The organism is Thauera sp. WB-2 (genome assembly GCF_027594845.1).
Classification (GTDB): Bacteria; Pseudomonadota; Gammaproteobacteria; order Burkholderiales; family Rhodocyclaceae; genus Thauera; species Thauera mechernichensis.
The window spans coordinates 1917188-1937302 of record NZ_CP088935.1; the positions used below are offsets into that span (position 1 = coordinate 1917188).

The window sequence follows — 20115 nt, forward strand, 5'->3', positions numbered from 1 at the left end:
CGGCAGGACTGCTGATGAGCGCAGATCCGCAACTTGACCGCGATGAGGCGCTGGCCCAGTTGCGGCGGGTTCGCGCGCAGCTCGAACTGATCGAGCGCCATACGGGCGCGAGCGTGTGGGAGCTCGATCTACAAAATGACAGCATTGATTTCGACCGCGGCCTGTCGGTCGTACTCGGGCATGGTCCCGGGGTGGCGCTGGACTGGTTGAAGCTGGTCAACGAGGAAGACCGCTCGCTGCTGCATCGCCGCCTCGTCGATCATCTGCGTGGTGTCACGCCAGAGTTTCGTGCGGAGATCAGAGCGTTGTCGGCCGCGGGTGAGTGGCGTTCCCTCGAGATCGAGGGCGAGGCTTTCGATCGTGCTGCAGACGGGCGCTGGTTGCGCGTGGTCGGCACGCTTCGCGATGTCAGCGCGCGCAAGCGGCGAGAGCTCGAGTTGCTCGAGGCCAAGGAGGCGGCGGAGGCCGCCAGTCGGGCCAAGGGCGACTTCCTCGCCAACATGAGTCACGAGATCCGCACGCCGATGAACGGCATCATCGGCATGACCGAGCTTCTTCTCGATTCGGGCATCGTCGGCGAGCAGCGCGAGTATCTTGAGACGGTGAGGACGTCGGCGCAGGCGCTGCTCACGATCATCAACGACATCCTTGATTTTTCGCGCATCGAGGCTGGTCGGCTCAATGTCGAGGCAATCGACTACTCGGTCGTTGCGGTGGTCTCCGAGACGGTGCGCAGCCTTGGCCTGCGGGCGAGCCAGAAAGGGCTGGAGTTGTTCTACGAGATTGCGCCCGATGTGCCGGCCGTTCTCAGAGGGGATCCTACCCGTCTGCGTCAGATCCTCACCAACCTCATCGGCAATGCGATCAAGTTTACCGACGCGGGCGAAGTTGAGGTCAGCGTCGGTCGTGCCCACGATGCCGCAGGTGCAGCAGTGCTGGCCGTGGCTGTTCGTGACACCGGCTGTGGTATTCCGGCGGACAAACTGGAATCGATCTTTGGTGTGTTCTCGCAGGCCGATACGTCGACAACGAGAAAGTACGGCGGCACCGGTCTTGGCCTGGCGATCACCCGTCAATTGCTCGACTTGATGCACGGCCGGATCGAGGTCGAGAGCACGCCAGGGGGCGGTAGCGTGTTTCGCTTCACGCTGCCGCTGGAAGTCGTGGCGGGGCCGACTCCGCTGGACGCCACTGCATTACGGGCCACGCGGGTGCTGGTGGCCGCGCGCAACGAGGCGTTCTCGGCATCGATCTGCCGCCAGCTGAGCGCGTTCGGTGCGCGTGCCGAACGCGTTGCCGGCAGCGGGGATGTCCTTGCAGCGCTGGTGGCGGCCCGCGATGGCTCGGAGCCATACGACTTCCTTATCATGGATGCCGGCCTTCCCGATCCGGCAGGCTTTGCCCTGGCTCAGCGCTTTGCCGATGCAGATTCGCGCCTCGATCGCATCGTCATGATGATGGCGAGCCATTCGCAGCGCAATGATGCAGCCCGCTGCGCGGAGATAGGCCTGAACTCGAGGCTCGTGAAACCCTTCTCCCAGGAAGATCTGCTCGACGTCTTGCGGATGGCGCGCGCGGGCGGCGAGGCTGTGGACGTGCAGGGCTCGGTGTTGATGGCGAACCTGCGTTTCGACCTGGGTGAGGGTGTTGGCGCCGAGCCGGTGGGTGGAGGACGGCGGCTGGAAGTGCTGGTGGTGGAGGACAACCCGGTGAACCAGACCGTCGCTCAGCGCATGCTGGAACGCGCTGGCCATTCGGTCACGCTCGCCAATAACGGCGAGGAGGCGCTCGAAGCCTTCGATCAGGGGCGCTTCGACCTCATCCTGATGGACGTCCAGATGCCGGTGATGGGCGGCCTCGAGGCAACGCAGGCCATTCGCGCGCGCGAGGCCCGTCGCAGCTGGGTCGTGCAGGGTGACTGGCGGCCCATGCCGATCATTGCCATGACTGCGCATGCGATGGAGGGCGACCGGCAGCGTTGCCTGGACGCCGGTATGGACGACTATGTCTCGAAGCCGGTTCATCCCCACGAGCTGCTGGCCGCGATCGAGCGCGCCTGTGATGAGCGCGCAGGGGGCGAAGCGGATGAAGAGGCCGACGTCAGCCTGCTCGAGCTCGGCGAGGCGGGGCGCAGGCGGATCGCCTGCCTGGACGAGGCACGTGCGATGTTCGACGGTGACGAGGATATCGTCCGCCAGTTGGTCGACGTCTTTCTCCGCGATCACGAGCGCACGGTGGTCGAATTGCAGCGCGCATCATCGGCGATGGACTACGCCCAGCTCGCCGAGATCGGTCACGCGGTCAAGGGGTCGGTGGGCTTGTTCTCTGCCAATCGGGCGGTCGAGGCTGCACGCAAGCTCGAGTCGCTCGCGCGTGCCAGCGATCCAGAGGCGGCGACCTCGCAGGCGCGCATCCTCATTTCCGAGCTCGGCTTGCTCGCGCGCGTGTTGCGTAACGACTCGGCGTAGGGGGCTGGCCATCCCGGACGGCTTGCTCGGGTGTCGAATCCATCGTGGGGTTTGCCTTCAAAGGCCCAAAAATATACAATTCCGCAGTTTTCATCGACCCGGGCATGAAAGGTTTCTTCCCCGAATCAAACACTTTCGTCTGCGGTGCGGCCGCGGATCGGTTGTCGTCGTGATTGACGACCATCGTTCGGGTCATGGCGAATTGGAGCCAGGTGGCGATGACTGCCGGCTCAACAAGCGGGATTGGCCCCGAGGCCCGTCCCGCTTTTTGTACGTCTTGCTTTTTCTCGTATCGGGGCGCGCCATGCGTGTCCCGGATCTACAAGCTGAATCCAGGAGCTTCTCGTGAGTGCATACCCGTCCGCCCTTCTTGCGCTTGCCGACGGAACGATCTTCCACGGCAAGGGTATCGGCGCGGTTGGCAGCACGGTTGGCGAGGTCGTGTTCAACACATCGATGTCGGGTTACCAGGAAATCCTGACCGACCCGAGCTATTCCCGCCAGATCGTCACGCTGACCTACCCGCACATCGGTAATACCGGTGTCAATGCCGAGGACGTCGAGTCCACCCGCGTCCACGCAGCCGGCCTCGTCATTCGCGACCTGCCGCTGCTGCCCTCCAACTTCCGCATGACGCAACGTCTGGACGCCTACCTGCGCGCCGAGAACATCGTCGCGATCGCCGGGCTCGATACCCGCAAGCTCACACGCGTGCTGCGCGAGAAGGGGGCGCAGGCCGGCTGCATCGCCACTGCCGCAGACGGCGAGGCGCTGAATGCAGATGCCGCCATCGCCCAGGCGCGCGCGTTCCCGGGCCTGGCCGGCATGGACCTGGCCAAGGTCGTGAGCGCGACCGAGTCGTACGACTGGAAGCAGGCCGAGTGGAAGCTTGACCAGGGCTACGTCGATCAGGCCGAGCCGCGCTTCCACGTCGTCGCCTACGATTTCGGCGTCAAGTTCAACATCCTGCGCATGCTGGCCGAACGTGGCTGCCGCCTGACCGTGGTGCCGGCGCAGACGCCGGCCAGCGACGTGCTGGCGCTCAAGCCTGATGGGGTGTTCCTGTCAAACGGCCCCGGTGACCCCGAGCCGTGCGACTACGCCATCGAGGCCATCCGCGAGATCGTCGCCACGCGCACGCCCACCTTCGGCATCTGCCTTGGCCATCAGCTGCTGGCGCTCGCCTCCGGGGCGAAGACCATGAAGATGACCACCGGCCACCATGGTGCGAACCACCCAGTGAAGGACCTCGACACCGGCAAGGTGCTGATCACCAGCCAGAACCATGGCTTCGCCGTCGATCCGTCGACGATGCCGGCGAACCTGAGGGTGACGCACGTGTCGCTGTTCGACGGCACCAACCAGGGTATCGCGCGCACCGATGTGCCGGCCTTCTCCTTCCAGGGACACCCGGAAGCCAGCCCCGGTCCGCACGACGTCGCCTATCTGTTCGACCGCTTCATCGGTCTGATGGAAGCCGCCAAGTAAGCCGTCACCGGGCAGGCCACGGCCTGCCGCTACTGTTTTGGACGCGCGCGCATCCTGCGCGCCGTCGAGGAATCATCGAGGCAAGACAATGCCGAAACGTACAGACATCAAGAGCATCCTGATCATCGGCGCAGGCCCGATCATCATCGGCCAGGCCTGCGAGTTCGACTACTCCGGCGCCCAGGCCTGCAAGGCCCTGCGCGAGGAAGGCTTCCGCGTCATCCTGGTCAACTCGAACCCGGCCACGATCATGACCGATCCCGAGACGGCCGATGTCACCTACATCGAGCCGATCACCTGGCAGGTCGTCGAGCGCATCATCGAGAAGGAGCGCCCCGACGCCATCCTGCCGACCATGGGTGGACAGACGGCGCTCAACTGCGCGCTCGACCTCGGCCGCCACGGCGTGCTGGCCAAGTACGGCGTGGAACTGATCGGCGCCTCCGAGGAGGCCATCGACAAGGCCGAGGACCGTCTCAAGTTCAAGGACGCGATGACCAAGATCGGTCTCGGCTCGGCACGCTCGGGCATCGCCCACAGCATGGAAGAGGCGCTGCAGGTGCAGGGCGGCATCGGTTTCCCGGTCATCATCCGCCCGAGCTTCACGCTCGGCGGTACCGGCGGCGGCATCGCCTACAACATGGAAGAGTTCCACGAGATCTGCAAGCGCGGTCTCGAGGCCAGCCCGACCAACGAACTGCTGATCGAAGAGTCGCTGCTCGGCTGGAAGGAATACGAGATGGAAGTCGTGCGCGACCGCGCCGACAACTGCATCATCGTGTGCTCGATCGAGAACCTCGACCCGATGGGCGTGCACACCGGCGACTCGATCACCGTCGCGCCGTCGCAGACGCTGACCGACAAGGAATACCAGATCATGCGCAACGCCTCGATCGCGGTGCTGCGCGAGATCGGGGTGGATACCGGGGGCTCGAACGTGCAGTTCGCCATCAACCCCCAGGACGGTCGCATGATCGTCATCGAGATGAACCCGCGTGTGTCGCGTTCGTCGGCGCTGGCGTCCAAGGCCACCGGTTTCCCGATCGCCAAGGTCGCGGCCAAGCTGGCGGTGGGCTATACGCTCGACGAGCTCAAGAACGACATCACCGGCGGCGCCACGCCAGCCTCGTTCGAGCCTTCGATCGACTACGTCGTCACCAAGATTCCGCGTTTCGCCTTCGAGAAGTTCCCCCAGGCCAACGACCGCCTCACCACCCAGATGAAGTCGGTGGGCGAGGTCATGGCCATGGGCCGCAGCTTCCAGGAGTCCTTCCAGAAGGCTCTGCGCGGCCTCGAGGTGGGCGCCTACGGCCTGGACGAGATCGAGGCCGACAGCGCAGACCTCGAGCACGAACTCTCCAGCGCCGGCCCGCAGCGCATCTGGTACGTCGGCCAGGCCTTCCGTGAGGGCATGAGCCTCGAGCAGGTGCACAACCTCACCAAGATCGACCCTTGGTTCCTCGCCCAGATCGAGGACATCGTGCTGTCCGAGAAGGCGCTTGCCGGCCGCTCGCTGAAGGCGATCCAGGCTGCCGAACTGCGCGACCTGAAGCGCAAGGGCTTCTCCGACCGCCGCCTAGCCAAGCTGCTCAACGCCGACGAGACCGCGGTGCGCCTGCATCGCCATGCGCTCGGCGTGCGCCCGGTATTCAAGCGCGTCGACACCTGCGCGGCAGAGTTCGCCACCTCGACCGCCTACATGTACTCCTCCTACGAGGACGAGTGCGAGGCGCGTCCGACCGACAAGAAGAAGATCATGGTGCTTGGCGGCGGTCCGAACCGCATCGGCCAGGGCATCGAGTTCGACTATTGCTGCGTGCATGCCGCGCTCGCCCTGCGCGAGGATGGATATGAAACCATCATGGTCAACTGCAACCCCGAGACCGTGTCCACCGACTACGACACTTCGGACCGCCTGTACTTCGAGCCGATCACGCTCGAGGACCTGCTCGAGATCGTGCACATCGAGAAGCCGGTCGGCGTGATCGTGCAGTTCGGCGGTCAGACGCCGCTCAAGCGCGCCCAGGCGCTGCAGGACAACGGCGTGCCCATCATCGGTACCAGCCCCGACATGATCGACGCCGCCGAGGACCGCGAGCGCTTCCAGAAGCTGCTCAACGACCTTGGCCTGCGTCAGCCGCCCAACCGTACCGCGCGTACGCCCGAAGAGGCCGTGCGCCTCGCGGCCGAGATCGGCTACCCGCTCGTGGTGCGCCCGTCCTACGTGCTGGGTGGCCGCGCGATGGAGATCGTGCACGAGCAGAAGGATCTCGAGCGCTACATGCGCGAGGCGGTCAAGGTGTCCAACGAGTCGCCGGTGCTGCTCGACCGCTTCCTCAATGACGCCACCGAGGTGGACGTCGATGCGCTGTCCGACGGTAAGCAGGTGATGATCGGCGGCATCATGGAACACATCGAGCAGGCCGGCGTGCACTCGGGTGACTCCGCGTGCTCGCTGCCGCCCTACACGCTGTCGGCCAAATTGCAGGACGAGCTGCGCCGCCAGACCGAGGCGATGGCGCGCGCGCTCAACGTCGTCGGCCTGATGAACGTGCAGTTTGCGATCCAGGGCGAGGGCGACAACGCGGTGGTGTATGTGCTGGAGGTGAATCCGCGCGCCTCGCGTACGGTGCCCTTCGTGTCCAAGGCCTGCTCGTTGCCGCTGGCGAAGATCGCGGCGCGCTGCATGGCGGGCCAGAGCCTGGTCAGCCAGGGCGTCACCGGCGAGATCGTGCCGCCTTACTACTCGGTCAAGGAGGCGGTGTTCCCCTTCGTCAAGTTCCCGGGCGTGGATACCATCCTCGGGCCGGAGATGAAGTCCACCGGCGAGGTCATGGGCGTCGGCCGCAGCTTCGCCGAGGCCTTCGTCAAGAGCCAGATCGGCGCGGGCGTCAAGCTGCCGACCAGCGGCGCGGTGTTCATCAGTGTCAAGCCGAGCGACCGCCCTGTCGCGGTGGAAGTGGCACGCGAGCTGCACGACCTTGGCTTCACCCTGGTTGCCACGCGCGGCACCGCTTCGGTAATCGAGGCCGCAGGCATCCCGGTTGCTGTGGTCAATAAGGTCAACGAGGGGCGTCCGCACATCGTGGACATGATCAAGAACGAAGAGATCGTCATGGTCATCAACACGGTCGAGGAGAAGCGCCAGGCGATCACCGATTCGCGCTCGATCCGTACCAGCGCGCTGGCCGCCAAGCTGTCGATCTTCACCACGATCGAGGGCGCTCGCGCCGCGTGCATGGGCATGCGCCATCTCGCTGGCGGGCTCGATGTCTATTCCGTGCAGGATCTGCATACCGAGCTGAAGCAGCAAGCATGAACAAGACTCCGTTGACCGTCGCAGGTGCAGAGAAGCTGCGCGCCGAACTTCACCGCCTGAAGACCGTGGACCGTCCGAACGTGATTGCGGCGATCGCCGAAGCGCGCTCGCATGGCGACTTGTCCGAAAACGCCGAGTACGAGGCTGCCAAGGACCGCCAGGGCTTCATCGAAGGCCGCATCATGGAGGTCGAGGCCAAGCTCGCCAATGCCCAGATCATCGACCCCAAGCTGCTCGATGCCGATGGCCGTTGCGTGTTCGGTGCCACGGTCGAGCTCGAGGACATGGATGCCGGGCAGGTCGTGACCTACCAGATCGTCGGTGACGACGAGGCCGATATCAAGGAGAACAAGATCTCGATCAGCTCGCCGATCGCGCGTGCGCTGATTGGCAAGTTCGCCGGCGATATTGCGGAGGTTCAGGCTCCGGGCGGCGTGCGCGAATTCGAGATCATCGACGTACGCTACGTCTGATTGTCGCCGGACGTGAAGAAGGCGGTGCAATGCACCGCCTTCTCGCGTGGCCGGCTCAGGCGTGGCGCCGATGGCTCAGGCGTGGTGCCGATAACGGCGCCATACTTCAGCGGCCGCGTGCCCCAGTTGTACGGCCGCGTGCAGCCGGCGCGCGGGCGGGTGAACGACGGGTTTCTGCGCTTGCCTTGGCAAGGGCGGCACGGCGCGCAGCGGCGGCGAAGGCCGCAGCGGACTTGGCGGTCGCGGCTCGGGCGGGTTTCTTTTCGGGTGCAGCAGCGGGCTTGTCTTGCTCACGGCGTTCGCGCCAGACGACGAGGATGCTGCCGATGTGCTGCACAGCCTGGGCTTCCAGGCTCGCACACAGCGCTTGCATGAGGGCGTCACGCTGTTCGCGTTCGGTGCCCTGGACCTTGACCTTGATGAGTTCGTGCGCCTGCAGCGCGCGTTCGATCTCGGCGAGGACGGCAGGCGTAAGGCCGTTACCGGCGATGGTGACCACCGGGTTGAGGTGATGGGCGCGGGCGCGCAGGTCGCGGCGCTGCGCCGGGGTAAGCTCGGTCATTGAGATTCTCTGGATACTTGAAGCATCGGGAACCGGATTCTACTCCGACGAAGGCCTAGCGGCCGTGTGGAAATGCCCCTTAGTGGCGGATGGAGCGATGAAAAAGAACAAGACGAGCCGGGCCTGGGTCCATGACCATGTGAATGATCCCTACGTCCAGCGGGCGCAGGCAGATGGTTACCGCGCTCGCGCGGCTTACAAGCTGCTCGAGATCGACGAACGCGACCACCTCCTGCGCCCCGGCGCAGTCGTGGTCGATCTAGGCGCGGCGCCGGGCTCGTGGTGCCAAGTGGCGGTCAAGCGCTGCGGGCCGAAGGCGAGGGTGTTCGCGCTCGATCTGCTGCCGATGGAGCCTGTTGCGGGCGTTGATTTCATCCTTGGCGACTTCACCGAGGATAGCGTGCTCGAACTGCTCGAGGCCCGTCTCGAGGGCGCGCGGGTCGACGTCGTGCTCTCGGACATGGCGCCCAACCTGTCGGGTGTTGCAACCGTTGACCAGGCGCGCTCGATCCATCTGTGCGAACTGGCACTCGATTTCGCGGCGCGGCATCTCAAGCCGGGGGGGCAGTTTGTCGTAAAGGTTTTCCAGGGCGAGGGCTTCATGGATTTTCGCAAGCAGATGGAGGGCGCATTTGCGTCGGTCCAGGTGCGCAAGCCGAAGGCCTCGAGGGACCGCAGTGCCGAGGTTTATCTCGTCGGCAAGGGGCCGCAGACAGCCTGACCGGCATGCCGGCGCGGGGATTGCCTTTGCCAATCGCCGTCATTGGTTTGCCGGTGGGAACGTTCACCACTAGAATCGGTCTGTCGCGTACATGGCCGGAATGGCTTTCGGGGAATAGAAAGTTGAACAATCTCTTCAAGAATCTCGCGATCTGGATGGTTATCGGCGTCGTGCTGATGACGGTATTCAACCAGTTCAATGCGCGCCAGGCTCCCATGAACACCATGGAGTACTCCCAGTTCCTGGAAGAAGCCAAGGCGGGACGCATCACGAGAGCGACGGTGGACGGTCGTGTGCTCAAGGCAACCACGCAGGAAGGACGCACCATCACGGTCTATACGCCGGGCGTGCAGGATATCTGGATGGTGTCCGACCTCATGCGCTACGGCGTGCAGGTCAACGCCTCCAAGCCCGACGAGGAGCAGTCCTTCCTTGCGAGCGTGTTCGTCTCCTGGTTCCCGATGCTGCTGCTGATCGGCGTATGGATCTTCTTCATGCGTCAGATGCAGGGCGGGGGCAAGGGCGGTGCGTTCTCCTTCGGCAAGAGCAAGGCGCGCATGCTCGACGAGTCGGCCAACTCCATCACCTTTGCCGACGTCGCCGGTTGCGACGAGGCCAAGGAAGAGGTCTTCGAGCTGGTCGAATTTCTGCGTGACCCCTCCAAGTTCCAGAAGCTCGGCGGACGCATCCCCAAGGGGGTGCTCATGGTGGGCTCGCCGGGTACCGGCAAGACCTTGCTCGCCAAAGCGATCGCGGGCGAAGCCAAGGTGCCGTTCTTCTCCATCTCCGGCTCGGACTTCGTCGAGATGTTCGTCGGTGTGGGTGCGGCACGTGTGCGCGATATGTTCGAGCAGGCCAAGAAGCACGCCCCCTGCATCATCTTCATCGACGAGATCGATGCCGTTGGACGCCAGCGCGGTGCTGGCCTGGGTGGTGGCAACGACGAGCGCGAACAGACCCTCAACCAGCTGCTGGTCGAGATGGACGGCTTCGAAGGCCAGACCGGCGTCATCGTGATCGCGGCCACCAACCGGCCTGATGTGCTCGATCCCGCGCTGCTGCGCCCGGGGCGCTTCGACCGCCAGGTCGTCGTTTCGCTGCCCGATATCCGTGGTCGCGAGCAAATCCTCAAGGTGCACATGCGCAAGGTGCCGATTGCACCCGATGTCGACCCGCAGGTGCTGGCGCGTGGAACGCCAGGTTTTGCCGGCGCCGACCTCGCCAACCTGGTCAATGAGGCAGCACTGTTCGCTGCGCGCGGCAACAAGCGCCTGGTCGACATGGACGACTTCGAACGCGCCAAGGACAAGATCATGATGGGCGCCGAGCGCCGCTCGGTGGTCATGCCCGAAGAGGAGCGCCGCAACACGGCCTACCACGAGTCGGGCCATGCGGTGGTTGCCCGCCTGCTCGACAAGACCGATCCGGTGCACAAGGTCACGATCATTCCGCGCGGTCGTGCATTGGGCGTGACCATGCAGCTGCCCACCGAAGATCGCTACAGTCAGGACCGCGAGCGTCTGCTGCAAACCATTGCGGTGCTGTTCGGCGGTCGAATCGCCGAAGAGATCTTCATGAAGCAGATGACCACCGGCGCGTCGAACGACTTTGCACGTGCCACCGACCTGGCGCGTCGCATGGTCACGCAGTGGGGCATGTCCGACAATCTCGGACCGATGGTGTATGGCGAGGAGGAAGGCGAGATCTTCCTTGGCCGCCAGGTCACCACGCACCGCAACGTGTCCGAGGCAACGATGCAGAAGGTCGACGCCGAGATTCGTCGCATCATCGATCAGCAGTACGGTCTGGCCCGGCGTCTGATCGAAGACAACAGCGACAAGGTCGAGGCCATGACCAAGGCGCTGCTCGAATGGGAGACCATCGACGCCGACCAGGTCAACGACATCATGGACGGTCGCCCGCCGCGTCCGCCCAAGCCGGTTGCGGCACCGACGCCCCGTCCCAAGGACGATGCGCCGGGTGCAGCACCCAACGCGGCTGCGCCTGCTGCCTGAGCGTATACGTCTTATTGCTTGCGGGCCTCCGGGCCCGTCCCCTGAAAGGGCCGGTCGATCCGGCCCTTTTTCATGATGGGCCGATGAAGATGCAGCCCATTCCGATTCCTCCGTTGCCGAGTGAGTGTTCATGAGCATCCTGCAATGCGGTCGCTTCCGCCTCGATCTTGCCCAGCCCAAGGTGATGGCGATCATCAACCTGACCGATGACTCGTTTTCGGGCGATGGCGTGCATGGCGACGTTGCCGCCGCCCTTGGTCGCGCCGAGCGAGCGATCGAGGAGGGGGCCGACATGCTCGACATTGGCGCCGAGTCCTCGCGTCCGGGTGCCGAACCGGTGACCGAGGCGCAGGAACTGGAGCGTGTGGTGCGCTTCGTCGAGCACGCGCGCGGCTGGCAGGTGCCATTGTCGATCGACACCTTGAAGCCCGCAGTGATGCGCGAGGCACTTGCGGCCGGCGCAGACATGATCAACGACATCAACGCCTTTCGTGCCCCTGGCGCGATCGATGCCGTGGCTGCCGGCGACGCAGCCGTGTGCGTGATGCACATGCAGGGCGAGCCGCGCACCATGCAGCTCGACCCGCGCTACGACGATGTCGTGGGCGAGGTGGCGGCCTTTCTCGATGAACGGGTGGCGGCGCTTCAGTCTGCGGGCGTCGATCGCGGGCGCATTGTCCTCGACCCCGGTTTCGGCTTCGGCAAGCGCACGGTGCATAACTACACCTTGCTGCGCGAACTCGCCCGCTTCGGCGCGGGCGGGCTGCCTGTGCTGGCGGGCATGTCGCGCAAGTCGATGCTGGGTGCCGTCACGGGGCGTGAGGTCGGCGAGCGCACGGCAGCGAGTGTGGCCGCGGCCCTGATCGCGGTACAGCGTGGGGCGGGCATCGTGCGTGTACATGACGTTGCGCCCACGGTGGACGTCCTCAAGGTATGGCGGGCGGTGTCGGCAGTGTCATAATCGTGCTTTCGTCTAGTTCACGGGAGCAAGGATGGGGCGCAAGTATTTCGGTACCGATGGGGTGCGCGGCCGCGTGGGTGAGGAGCCGATCACACCCGAGTTCGTGATGCGCCTGGGTTACGCCGCGGGCGTGACTCTGGTGGCGCGGGAAAAGCTGCCTGCGGGAGAGCACCCCGCAGTGCTGATCGGCAAGGACACGCGCGTCTCGGGCTATATGCTCGAAGCGGCGCTCGAGGCCGGTTTTGCCGCGGCGGGGGTCAACGTGATGCTCGCCGGGCCCATCCCGACGCCTGCCGTGGCCTACCTCACCCGCGCCCTGCGGTTGCAGGCCGGGGTCGTCATCTCCGCTTCGCATAACCCCTTCTACGATAACGGCATCAAGTTCTTCTCCGCTGGTGGTACGAAGCTGCCGGATGCGGTAGAGGCCGAGATCGAAGCCCACCTTGACGAACCGATGGGCTGCGTGGATTCGGCGCAGCTCGGGCGCGCGCGCCGGGTGGAGGATGCGGCAGGGCGCTACATCGAGTTCTGCAAGAGCACCTTTCCCAATGAGCTCGACCTGCGCGGCCTGCGCATCGCGGTCGATTGCGCACACGGCGCTGCCTACCACATTGCGCCCAAGGTGTTGCACGAGCTTGGCGCCGAAGTGTTGCCCGTCGGGGTGGAGCCCAACGGGCTCAACATCAACGACGGCGTGGGTGCGACCCGTCCGGAGAATCTGCGCAGCGCAGTGCTGGCACAGGGAGCGGACCTCGGCATCGCGCTCGATGGCGATGCAGACCGCCTGATGATGGTCGATGCGCGCGGCGAGATCTACGACGGCGACAAGCTGCTCTACGTGATCGCGCGAGCGCGCCATGCCGAAGACCGGCTCGATGGTGTGGTCGGGACGCTGATGAGCAATCTCGGCTTCGAGCACGCAATCGGCCGCCTCGGTGCCCCCTTCGCCCGCGCAAAGGTGGGCGACCGCTATGTGCTCGAGCTCTTGCACGAGCGCGGCTGGAAACTCGGCGGCGAGAACTCGGGCCATATCATCTGTCTCGATCGCCACACCACGGGCGATGGCATGGTCTCCGCCCTGCAGGTGTTGGCCGCGCTCAAGCAGCGCGGAGAGACGCTGGCTGATGCCTGCGCCGACCTGGTGTTCTACCCCCAGCGCCTCATCAACGTGCGCATGGCAGCGGGTTTCGACTGGCAGGCCGACGCCACGATTGCACGTGCGCGCGACGACGCCGAGCGCGAGCTGGGCGAGAGCGGGCGAGTTTTGCTGCGCCCCTCGGGCACCGAACCGCTGCTGCGAGTGATGGTGGAGGGGTGTGACGGGGCGCAGGTGGACCGCCTTGCCAAGTCCATCGCCTCGGCGGTTGAGCACGCGATCGGTTGATCGCCGATTATTTTTCTTGCGCCGCAGCATGCGGCGTCGCCAAGCAAGGGCTTGCTGCGGAATCGCGGCAAGCCCTTGTCACATATGAGGTTCAGGTTCTCAAGTCGAGGGGTTTAATGTCATCTGGAAGTATTGCAGATGCTGCCCCTGCGATTGTTTCGTGACGTTTAACAGAACTGTCATCTTGGGTCCTGATAATCCAGTCCGTTCCCCGTGTGACGGGGGCACCGGCCCGCAGTGGCAAGATGAATTCACGAATCTGGAGAGTCTGTACATGTTCAAGAAGAGCCTGATCGCAACCGCCGTCGTGGCCATGACCGCCTCGGTCGCCGCGCCTGCCATGGCACGCGACAACCTGCAGATCGCAGGTTCGTCCACCGTCCTGCCCTTCGCCAGCATCGTGGCGGAAGAGTTCGGCAGCGCTTTCCCGCAGTTCAAGACGCCGGTGGTCGGTTCCGGTGGTTCGGGTGGCGGCTTGCGCCAGTTCTGTCAGGGTGTTGGCGTCAATACCATCGACATCGCCAACTCCTCGCGTCCGATCCGCCCCGCCGAGGTCGAGAGCTGCCAGAAGGCCGGTGTCGCCAAGATCATCGAAGTCCAGTTCGGTTACGACGGCATCGTGTTCGCTTCGCGCGCCGACAAGGGCAGCTTCGCGCTCACGCCGCAGCAGGTCTTCCTGGCTGCCGCAGCCCAGGTGCCGGTTGGTGGCAAGATGGTCGCCAACCCCAACACGCGTTGGTCGCAGATCGACAGCGCACTGCCCGACCAGGAAATCGTGCTGGTGATTCCGGCCTCCAACCACGGTACGCGTGAAGTCTTCGAAGAGAAGGTCACCCACCCGGGCTGCGAATCGCTCGCCGAGGTGAAGGCGCTCGACAAGGATGCACAGAAGACCTTCTGCAACACGCTGCGCCAGGATGGCCGCATCATCGAGATCGCCGGCGACTACACCGAGACGCTGGCCCGCCTGCAGGCTCAGGCCGATGCTGTCGGCGTGTTCGGCCTGTCCTTCTACGACCAGAACCGCGACCGCCTGAAGGTGGCGACGGTCAATGGCGTCACCCCGAGCCTGCAGACGATCGCCAGCGGCGAGTACCCGGTTTCGCGCCCGCTGTTCTTCTATGTCAAGGGCGAGCATCTGGGTGTCGTTCCCGGCCTCAAGGAGTACGCCGAGTTCTTCCTCAGCGAGGACGTGTCGGGCGCAGGCAGCAAGCTCGAAGGTGCTGGCCTGATCCCGCTCAGCGATGAGGAGCGTGCCCGCATCCTCGCCGACGTGCGTGCTGAGAAAGTCGTCAAGTGATGCACCTCGGGGGCGTCGCCAGTGTGCTGACGCCCCCGGCTTGAGTAAATGATGCCCGGCCCCGTGAAACGAAACCTGTTTCCGGGGCCTTAATCCAGGGCATCGGCTGCGGAGAAAACATGGATAACTGGATCATGATCGGTGCGCTGCTGTTGCTGATGGGCTTCGCCTATCAGTTCGGCGTCCTGCGCAGCCGTTCGGTGGCGGCTGGTGGCGCGGTGAGGATGCACTCCCGTCCCGGCTATTACGGCTTGCTGGTCGCGCTGTGGTGCGGACTGCCTGCGCTGGCGGTGTTCCTGCTGTGGTCCATGATCGAGCCGAGCATGATCCGGTCAGTGGTGATCGAGCAGTTGCCGCCCGAGGTGGCTGCACTCGACGGCAACCAGATCAACGTCATCCTGCGCCGGGTGGAGTCGATTGCGAGCGGCTTTGGGGTCTCGGATCAGCCTGCTGCCTACGAGCTTGCGGCGGCTGCGCGTGTGAGTGAACTCCAGGGTACGGGCCGCATGTCCATGATCGCCCTGATGGCGGCGCTCGCAGTCGGAGGGCTGGTCTTTACGCTCCGTCGCATCTCGCCGGCGCTGCGCGCGCGCAACAAGGTCGAGAGTGTCGTACAGACGCTGCTGATCATCTGCTCGACCATCGCCATCCTGACCACCATCGGCATCGTGCTGTCGATGCTGGGCGAAGCGATGCGCTTCTTCCAGTTCGTCAATCCGGTCGACTTCTTCTTCGGCACGGTGTGGAATCCGCGCTTCTCCACGGTTGGCAGTGGGGATCAGGGCCAGTTCGGGCTGCTGCCCTTGCTGTGGGGCACGATCATGGTCAGCATCGTCGCGCTGCTGATTGCGGTGCCGATCGGCCTCATGACCGCCATCTACATGGCCGAATACGCGCCGGGCTGGCTGCGCTCGGTCGCCAAGCCGGTGATCGAGGTGCTGGCGGGCATTCCGACCATCGTCTACGGCTTCTTCGCCCTTGTTACCGTCGGCCCCTTCTTCCACGGCCTCGGCCTCGCGGTCGGCCTCGATGTCCGCGCCACCAGCGCGCTGACCGCCGGTGTGGTGATGGGCATCATGATCATCCCCTTCGTGTCCTCGCTGTCGGACGACATCATCACCCAGGTCCCGCGCGCGATGCGCGACGGCTCGCTGGGCCTGGGCGCCACCAAGGCCGAGACGATCCGCAACGTGGTGCTGCCGGCAGCCTTGCCAGGCATCGTCGGCGCCTTCCTGCTTGCCGCCAGCCGCGCCATCGGCGAGACCATGATCGTGGTGCTCGCTGCCGGCAACAGCCCGGTGCTGCATGCGAACCCCTTCGAAGCGGTGTCGACGGTCACCGTGACCATCGTCAATCAGCTTACCGGCGACCTCGATTTCGCCAGCCCGCAGTCCCTGGTCGCCTTCGCTCTGGGTCTGACGCTGTTCGTCATCACGCTGGCGTTGAACGTCGTCGCGCTCTATATCGTGCGCAAGTATCGCGAGCAATATGAATGAGTGATCAAGCCGTGACCCACGACACCCCCCACGCTCCTCCGCAGTCCGGCCGACAGCGGACGCCGCAGCACGAGTTGGTTAAAAAATCGCTCGGGCGCCGCCATGCCGCTGAAATGCGCTTCCGTGCGGCCGGCATGTCGGCGGTGCTGTTCGGCCTGGCCATGGTGGCCCTGCTGTTCGTTACCATCTTCGCCAAGGGCATCCCGGCGTTCTGGCAGGCAACCTTCAATATCCCCGTCTATTTCGACCCGGAGATCGTCAAGGTCGAGCCGCGTCCGCAGGCGCAGCCCGGCGAGACGCCCGCACAGTTGCGCGACCGCGACCTTGCCTGGCAGACCCAGGTGACCATGGTCAACTGGAACCGCGTCATCGAGAATGCGCTGATCGAGCACCTTCCCGAGGCCGCCTCCAAGCGTCCTCTGGTGCGCCGGCTGGTGACGAGCGGAGAGCGTTTCGGTTTGCGCGACATGTTTGTCGCCAATCCTGAGCTGCTCGGTCAGCGGGTCACCCTGCGCCTGCTCGCCGATGCCAACGTGGATGTCTGGCTCAAGGGCAACATCGACCGTGACCTGCCCGACAGCCAGCAGCAGTTGCCGCCCGAGGTGCGCCAGTGGGCCGACGCGCTCTACGAGCGCGGCGTGATCGAGATGAAGTTCAGCACCTCGCTGTTCATGAACCCGGACTCGCGCAGTTCCCTGGCCTCTGCGGGTCTTGCCGGGGCGATCATGGGCTCGCTGTACATGATGCTGATCGTGATCCTGATTGCCGTGCCGGTCGGTGTGGCGAGTGCCATCTATCTTGAGGAGTACGCGCCGCGCAACAAGTTCACCGATCTCATCGAGGTGAACATCAACAACCTCGCAGCTGTGCCCTCGATCATCTTTGGCTTGCTCGGCGCGGCAGTGTTCATCAACTGGTTCAAGATGCCGCTGTCGGCGCCCATCGTTGGCGGCCTGGTGCTGTCGCTGATGACCCTGCCGACGGTGATCATCGCCACGCGCTCGACCCTGAAGGCGATTCCGCCGTCGATCCGCCAGGCGGCGCTCGGCATCGGCGCCTCGAAGACACAGACGATCTTCCACCACGTGCTGCCGCTGGCGCTCCCGGGCATCCTCACCGGCGCGATCATCGGTGTCGCCCAGGCCATCGGCGAGACCGCACCGCTGCTGCTCATCGGCATGAGCGCCTTCGTCGCATCGGTGCCGGCGACGCCCTTCGATCAGGCTACCGCGCTGCCGGTGCAGATCTACCTGTGGCAGGGCAACGAACTGCGTAACTTCTTCGAAGCACGAACCTCCGCGGCGATCGTTGTCCTGCTCGCGGTGATGATCAGCATGAACGCGCTGGCGATCCTCCTGCGCAAACGGTTCGAACAAAGGTGGTGATGATGAAAATGGAATCGAATGTACTGCGCCAGGCGCCCGCTGCCGTCGGTGAAGCGGCAAAGTCGGCTGAGACGCCGGCAGTGAAGATGCAGGCGCGTGACGCCCGTGTGTTCTACGGCGACAAGGAAGCGCTGCACGGCGTCAATCTCGATGTCTACGAGAAGGAAGTGCTTGCCTTCATCGGCCCCTCGGGCTGCGGCAAGTCGACCTTCCTGCGCTGCTTGAACCGCATGAACGACACCATCGATGGCTGCCGGGTAACCGGCAAGATCGAGCTCGACGGCGAAGACATCTACGACCGCTCTCTGGACGTGGTGCTTCTGCGCGCGCGCGTCGGTATGGTGTTCCAGAAGCCCAACCCGTTTCCCAAGTCCATCTACGAGAACATCGCCTATGGCCCGCGCCTGCATGGCCTGGCCGCATCCAAGAGCGAGCTCAATGACATCGTAGAGAGCAGCCTGCGGCGGGCTGGCCTGTGGGAAGAGGTCAAGGACCGCCTCGACCAGCCCGGTACGGGTCTCTCCGGTGGCCAGCAGCAACGCCTGTGCATCGCGCGTGCGGTAGCGGTGAGCCCCGAGGTCATCCTGATGGACGAACCTTGTTCGGCGCTGGACCCGATCGCGACTGCGAAGGTCGAACAGCTCATCACCGAGCTGGCCTCGAACTACACCATCGTCATCGTCACCCACAACATGCAGCAGGCGGCGCGCGTCTCCAGCCGCACGGCCTTCTTCCATCTGGGGGACCTGGTTGAGGTCGGGAAGACAGAGGTGATCTTTACCTCCCCCAAGGACACACGCACCGAGGACTACATCACCGGCCGTTTCGGTTGACACGAGCAAGAGATCTCAGGAAGAACGCATGGCAAACGAAGAGTGCTTCAACGTCCTTTTCTTGTGCTCGGGCAATTCCGCGCGCTCGATTTTCGCCGAAGCCATCCTGAACCAGGAGGGCAGGGGACGCTTCAGGGCGTGGTCTGCGGGTAGTGAGCCCAAAGGAGAGATTCATCCGCGCGCGCTGGAACTGCTGCAGAAGACGAACTACCCTACGGCTGAGTTGCGTTCAAAGAGCTGGGACGAGTTCTCCGGTGGCGAGGCGCCCGAGATGGACTTCGTGATCACGGTTTGCGATAGAGCGGCGCAGGAAGTGTGTCCGGTATGGCCCGGGCAGCCGATGTCGGCGCATTGGGGGGTTCCCGATCCAGTGGTGGTCGAAGGCAGCGCCGCAGAAAAGCAACTGGCATTCGTGGAGGCCTACCGGATGCTCCGCAACCGAATCGCGGTGTTCGTGAACCTGCCGATTGCGAGTCTCGATCGGCTCAGCCTGAAGAAGCGGATGGACGAGATCGGGCAGATCGGGTTCGAGGATCCGCGCGTCGGTGCGATCGACGACGAGCGCGCAGGCTGAGCTAGGGGCAGGCCCATGCTGGGCCGCCGGGGGCTTGAATACAAGAGGGGGCGCCGCGGCGCCCCTTCGTGCTGTGCGGGTGGCTCAGTGCCCGAAGCGATCGGCGTCGAACATCTCGGGGTCGGGGCGGTCGAGCCTGCCCAGCGCCGCCATCTCGTCATCGCTGAGAGCGAAGTCGAAGATGGCCAAGTTCTGCGCCATGCGCGTCGGGTTGGAGGATTTTGGCGTGGCGACGAAGCCCTGCTGCACCAGCCAGCGCAGCACGATCTGCGCACTCGTGCGACCGTGACGCTCGGCGATCGCGGTGATCGCCGGGTCGGCCAGCATGGCGTTGCCGCAGCCCAGCGGGCGCCAGGCGCCGGTGACGATGCCGCGCTCGCGGTGGAGGGCGACCAGGTCGTCGCGCAGGTGGTAGGGGTCGAGCTGGATCTGGTTGAGGTGCGGCACCAGGCCGAGGTCGAACAGGCGCTGCAGGTGGGCGGGCTTGAAGTTGGAGGTGCCGATTGCACGCACGACACCAGCCTCGAGCAGCTTCACGAGGCCCTGGAAAGCTTCGAGGTAGCGGTCCTGGTCAGGGTTGGGCCAGTGCACGAGCAGCAGGTCGATGTAGTCCAGCCCGAGGCGTTTCAGGCTGGCCTCGCAGGCTTGACGGGCGCCGTCCACGCTGTGCCACTTGCGATTGAACTTGGTGGTAACGAACACCTCGCGGCGCGTGACGCCCGAGTTGCGGATGCCTTCGCCGACGCCGCGCTCGTTCTCGTAGTTCTCGGCGGTGTCGATATGGCGGTAGCCCATCTGCAGCGCGGCGGCCACGGTGACGGCGCACTCGGCATCGTTCATCGGCCAGGTTCCGAGTCCAAGCTGTGGAATCTGCACGCCATTGAACAGACTGAGGCAGGGCGCGGGCTGGATGCGTTGGGTCATGGTCTCGTTCTCTGAGATCGTTGGCGCGGAGCGCCGGGGGGAGTGGCGTCGAGCATAACGCAGGGCTGTCCGCTGCCGCCAGCCGTGGTGGCGTGTGCCGCCATGTGAATGTGATTAACACATCCGCAGCGTCCATTCGCAATTCTCCGGCCGGTGTTAACCGTGGGTGTGGAAGATGATCCTCAGCAAAGGCACTCGCCAAGCGAGGCCTT

The 20115-nt window shown here is 64.7% G+C and carries 15 protein-coding genes; 13 read left to right on the forward strand and 2 right to left on the reverse strand.

The window, feature by feature from the left end; genetic code table 11:
- Window positions 1-14 precede the first annotated feature (14 nt).
- From LQF09_RS08765 to greA, 4 genes are all read left to right on the forward strand, one after another.
- Window positions 15-2468 carry a response regulator gene (locus tag LQF09_RS08765; RefSeq protein WP_270069714.1) on the forward strand — a complete coding sequence of 818 codons (2454 nt, stop codon included), beginning with the start codon at window positions 15-17 and terminating at the stop codon, window positions 2466-2468.
- Window positions 2469-2813: 345 nt separating this feature from the next.
- A complete protein-coding gene (carA, locus tag LQF09_RS08770) occupies window positions 2814-3956 on the forward strand; it encodes a glutamine-hydrolyzing carbamoyl-phosphate synthase small subunit (RefSeq protein ID WP_002928134.1) in 1143 nt (380 codons plus the stop codon).
- Window positions 3957-4044: 88 nt separating this feature from the next.
- Complete coding sequence (carB, locus tag LQF09_RS08775; RefSeq protein ID WP_002928135.1) at window positions 4045-7275, forward strand: carbamoyl-phosphate synthase large subunit; 3231 nt, start codon at window positions 4045-4047, stop codon at window positions 7273-7275.
- Complete coding sequence (gene greA, locus LQF09_RS08780) at window positions 7272-7748, forward strand: transcription elongation factor GreA (protein WP_002928138.1); 477 nt, start codon at window positions 7272-7274, stop codon at window positions 7746-7748. The genes carB and greA overlap by 4 nt, the downstream gene beginning before the upstream one ends.
- Before the next feature lie 106 nt (window positions 7749-7854).
- Here greA and yhbY read toward each other — a convergent pair whose 3' ends face one another.
- Window positions 7855-8310 (reverse strand): ribosome assembly RNA-binding protein YhbY, encoded by a 456-nt coding sequence (gene yhbY, locus LQF09_RS08785; RefSeq protein ID WP_002928139.1) that lies wholly within the window; start codon window positions 8308-8310, stop codon window positions 7855-7857.
- Window positions 8311-8407: 97 nt separating this feature from the next.
- Between yhbY and LQF09_RS08790 the strand changes: the two genes are divergently transcribed.
- From LQF09_RS08790 to LQF09_RS08830, 9 genes are all read left to right on the forward strand, one after another.
- Window positions 8408-9031 (forward strand): RlmE family RNA methyltransferase, encoded by a 624-nt coding sequence (locus LQF09_RS08790; RefSeq protein WP_002928141.1) that lies wholly within the window; start codon window positions 8408-8410, stop codon window positions 9029-9031.
- Between the two features lie 122 nt (window positions 9032-9153).
- Window positions 9154-11046 carry an ATP-dependent zinc metalloprotease FtsH gene (gene ftsH, locus LQF09_RS08795; protein ID WP_002943801.1) on the forward strand — a complete coding sequence of 631 codons (1893 nt, stop codon included), beginning with the start codon at window positions 9154-9156 and terminating at the stop codon, window positions 11044-11046.
- A 130-nt stretch (window positions 11047-11176) separates the two neighbouring features.
- Window positions 11177-12007 (forward strand): dihydropteroate synthase, encoded by an 831-nt coding sequence (folP, locus tag LQF09_RS08800; RefSeq protein WP_270069715.1) that lies wholly within the window; start codon window positions 11177-11179, stop codon window positions 12005-12007.
- Between the two features lie 31 nt (window positions 12008-12038).
- Window positions 12039-13391, forward strand: a complete 1353-nt coding sequence (glmM, locus tag LQF09_RS08805; RefSeq protein ID WP_002928147.1) for a phosphoglucosamine mutase — start codon at window positions 12039-12041, stop codon at window positions 13389-13391.
- A 274-nt stretch (window positions 13392-13665) separates the two neighbouring features.
- Complete coding sequence (locus tag LQF09_RS08810; protein ID WP_002928149.1) at window positions 13666-14691, forward strand: substrate-binding domain-containing protein; 1026 nt, start codon at window positions 13666-13668, stop codon at window positions 14689-14691.
- A 119-nt stretch (window positions 14692-14810) separates the two neighbouring features.
- Window positions 14811-16187, forward strand: coding sequence for a phosphate ABC transporter permease subunit PstC (gene pstC, locus LQF09_RS08815; protein WP_270069716.1), 1377 nt, complete (start codon window positions 14811-14813; stop codon window positions 16185-16187).
- Window positions 16184-17572 carry a phosphate ABC transporter permease PstA gene (pstA, locus tag LQF09_RS08820; protein ID WP_083485751.1) on the forward strand — a complete coding sequence of 463 codons (1389 nt, stop codon included), beginning with the start codon at window positions 16184-16186 and terminating at the stop codon, window positions 17570-17572. Before pstC ends, pstA begins: the two co-directional genes overlap by 4 nt.
- Window positions 17572-18405 carry a phosphate ABC transporter ATP-binding protein PstB gene (pstB, locus tag LQF09_RS08825; RefSeq protein ID WP_002928155.1) on the forward strand — a complete coding sequence of 278 codons (834 nt, stop codon included), beginning with the start codon at window positions 17572-17574 and terminating at the stop codon, window positions 18403-18405. The genes pstA and pstB overlap by 1 nt, the downstream gene beginning before the upstream one ends.
- Before the next feature lie 28 nt (window positions 18406-18433).
- Window positions 18434-18979, forward strand: a complete 546-nt coding sequence (locus tag LQF09_RS08830) for an arsenate reductase ArsC (protein ID WP_002928163.1) — start codon at window positions 18434-18436, stop codon at window positions 18977-18979.
- Window positions 18980-19063: 84 nt separating this feature from the next.
- Here the strand turns inward: LQF09_RS08830 and LQF09_RS08835 are convergent, their stop codons facing one another.
- Entirely contained in the window at window positions 19064-19903 is an 840-nt protein-coding gene (locus LQF09_RS08835) for an aldo/keto reductase (RefSeq protein ID WP_002928166.1), read from the reverse strand.
- Window positions 19904-20115 lie beyond the last annotated feature (212 nt).

Bases quoted from the DNA above. Each gene is read 5' to 3' on its own strand.
- LQF09_RS08765 (WP_270069714.1), top strand. From the start codon at position 15: ATGAGCGCAGATCCGCAACTTGACCGCGATGAGGCGCTGGCCCAGTTG.
- carB (WP_002928135.1), top strand. From the start codon at position 4,045: ATGCCGAAACGTACAGACATCAAGAGCATCCTGATCATCGGCGCAGGC.
- greA (WP_002928138.1), top strand. From the start codon at position 7,272: ATGAACAAGACTCCGTTGACCGTCGCAGGTGCAGAGAAGCTGCGCGCC.
- yhbY (WP_002928139.1), bottom strand. From the start codon at position 8,310: ATGACCGAGCTTACCCCGGCGCAGCGCCGCGACCTGCGCGCCCGCGCC.
- LQF09_RS08790 (WP_002928141.1), top strand. From the start codon at position 8,408: ATGAAAAAGAACAAGACGAGCCGGGCCTGGGTCCATGACCATGTGAAT.
- folP (WP_270069715.1), top strand. From the start codon at position 11,177: ATGAGCATCCTGCAATGCGGTCGCTTCCGCCTCGATCTTGCCCAGCCC.
- glmM (WP_002928147.1), top strand. From the start codon at position 12,039: ATGGGGCGCAAGTATTTCGGTACCGATGGGGTGCGCGGCCGCGTGGGT.
- LQF09_RS08810 (WP_002928149.1), top strand. From the start codon at position 13,666: ATGTTCAAGAAGAGCCTGATCGCAACCGCCGTCGTGGCCATGACCGCC.
- pstC (WP_270069716.1), top strand. From the start codon at position 14,811: ATGGATAACTGGATCATGATCGGTGCGCTGCTGTTGCTGATGGGCTTC.
- pstA (WP_083485751.1), top strand. From the start codon at position 16,184: ATGAGTGATCAAGCCGTGACCCACGACACCCCCCACGCTCCTCCGCAG.
- pstB (WP_002928155.1), top strand. From the start codon at position 17,572: ATGATGAAAATGGAATCGAATGTACTGCGCCAGGCGCCCGCTGCCGTC.
- LQF09_RS08830 (WP_002928163.1), top strand. From the start codon at position 18,434: ATGGCAAACGAAGAGTGCTTCAACGTCCTTTTCTTGTGCTCGGGCAAT.
- LQF09_RS08835 (WP_002928166.1), bottom strand. From the start codon at position 19,903: ATGACCCAACGCATCCAGCCCGCGCCCTGCCTCAGTCTGTTCAATGGC.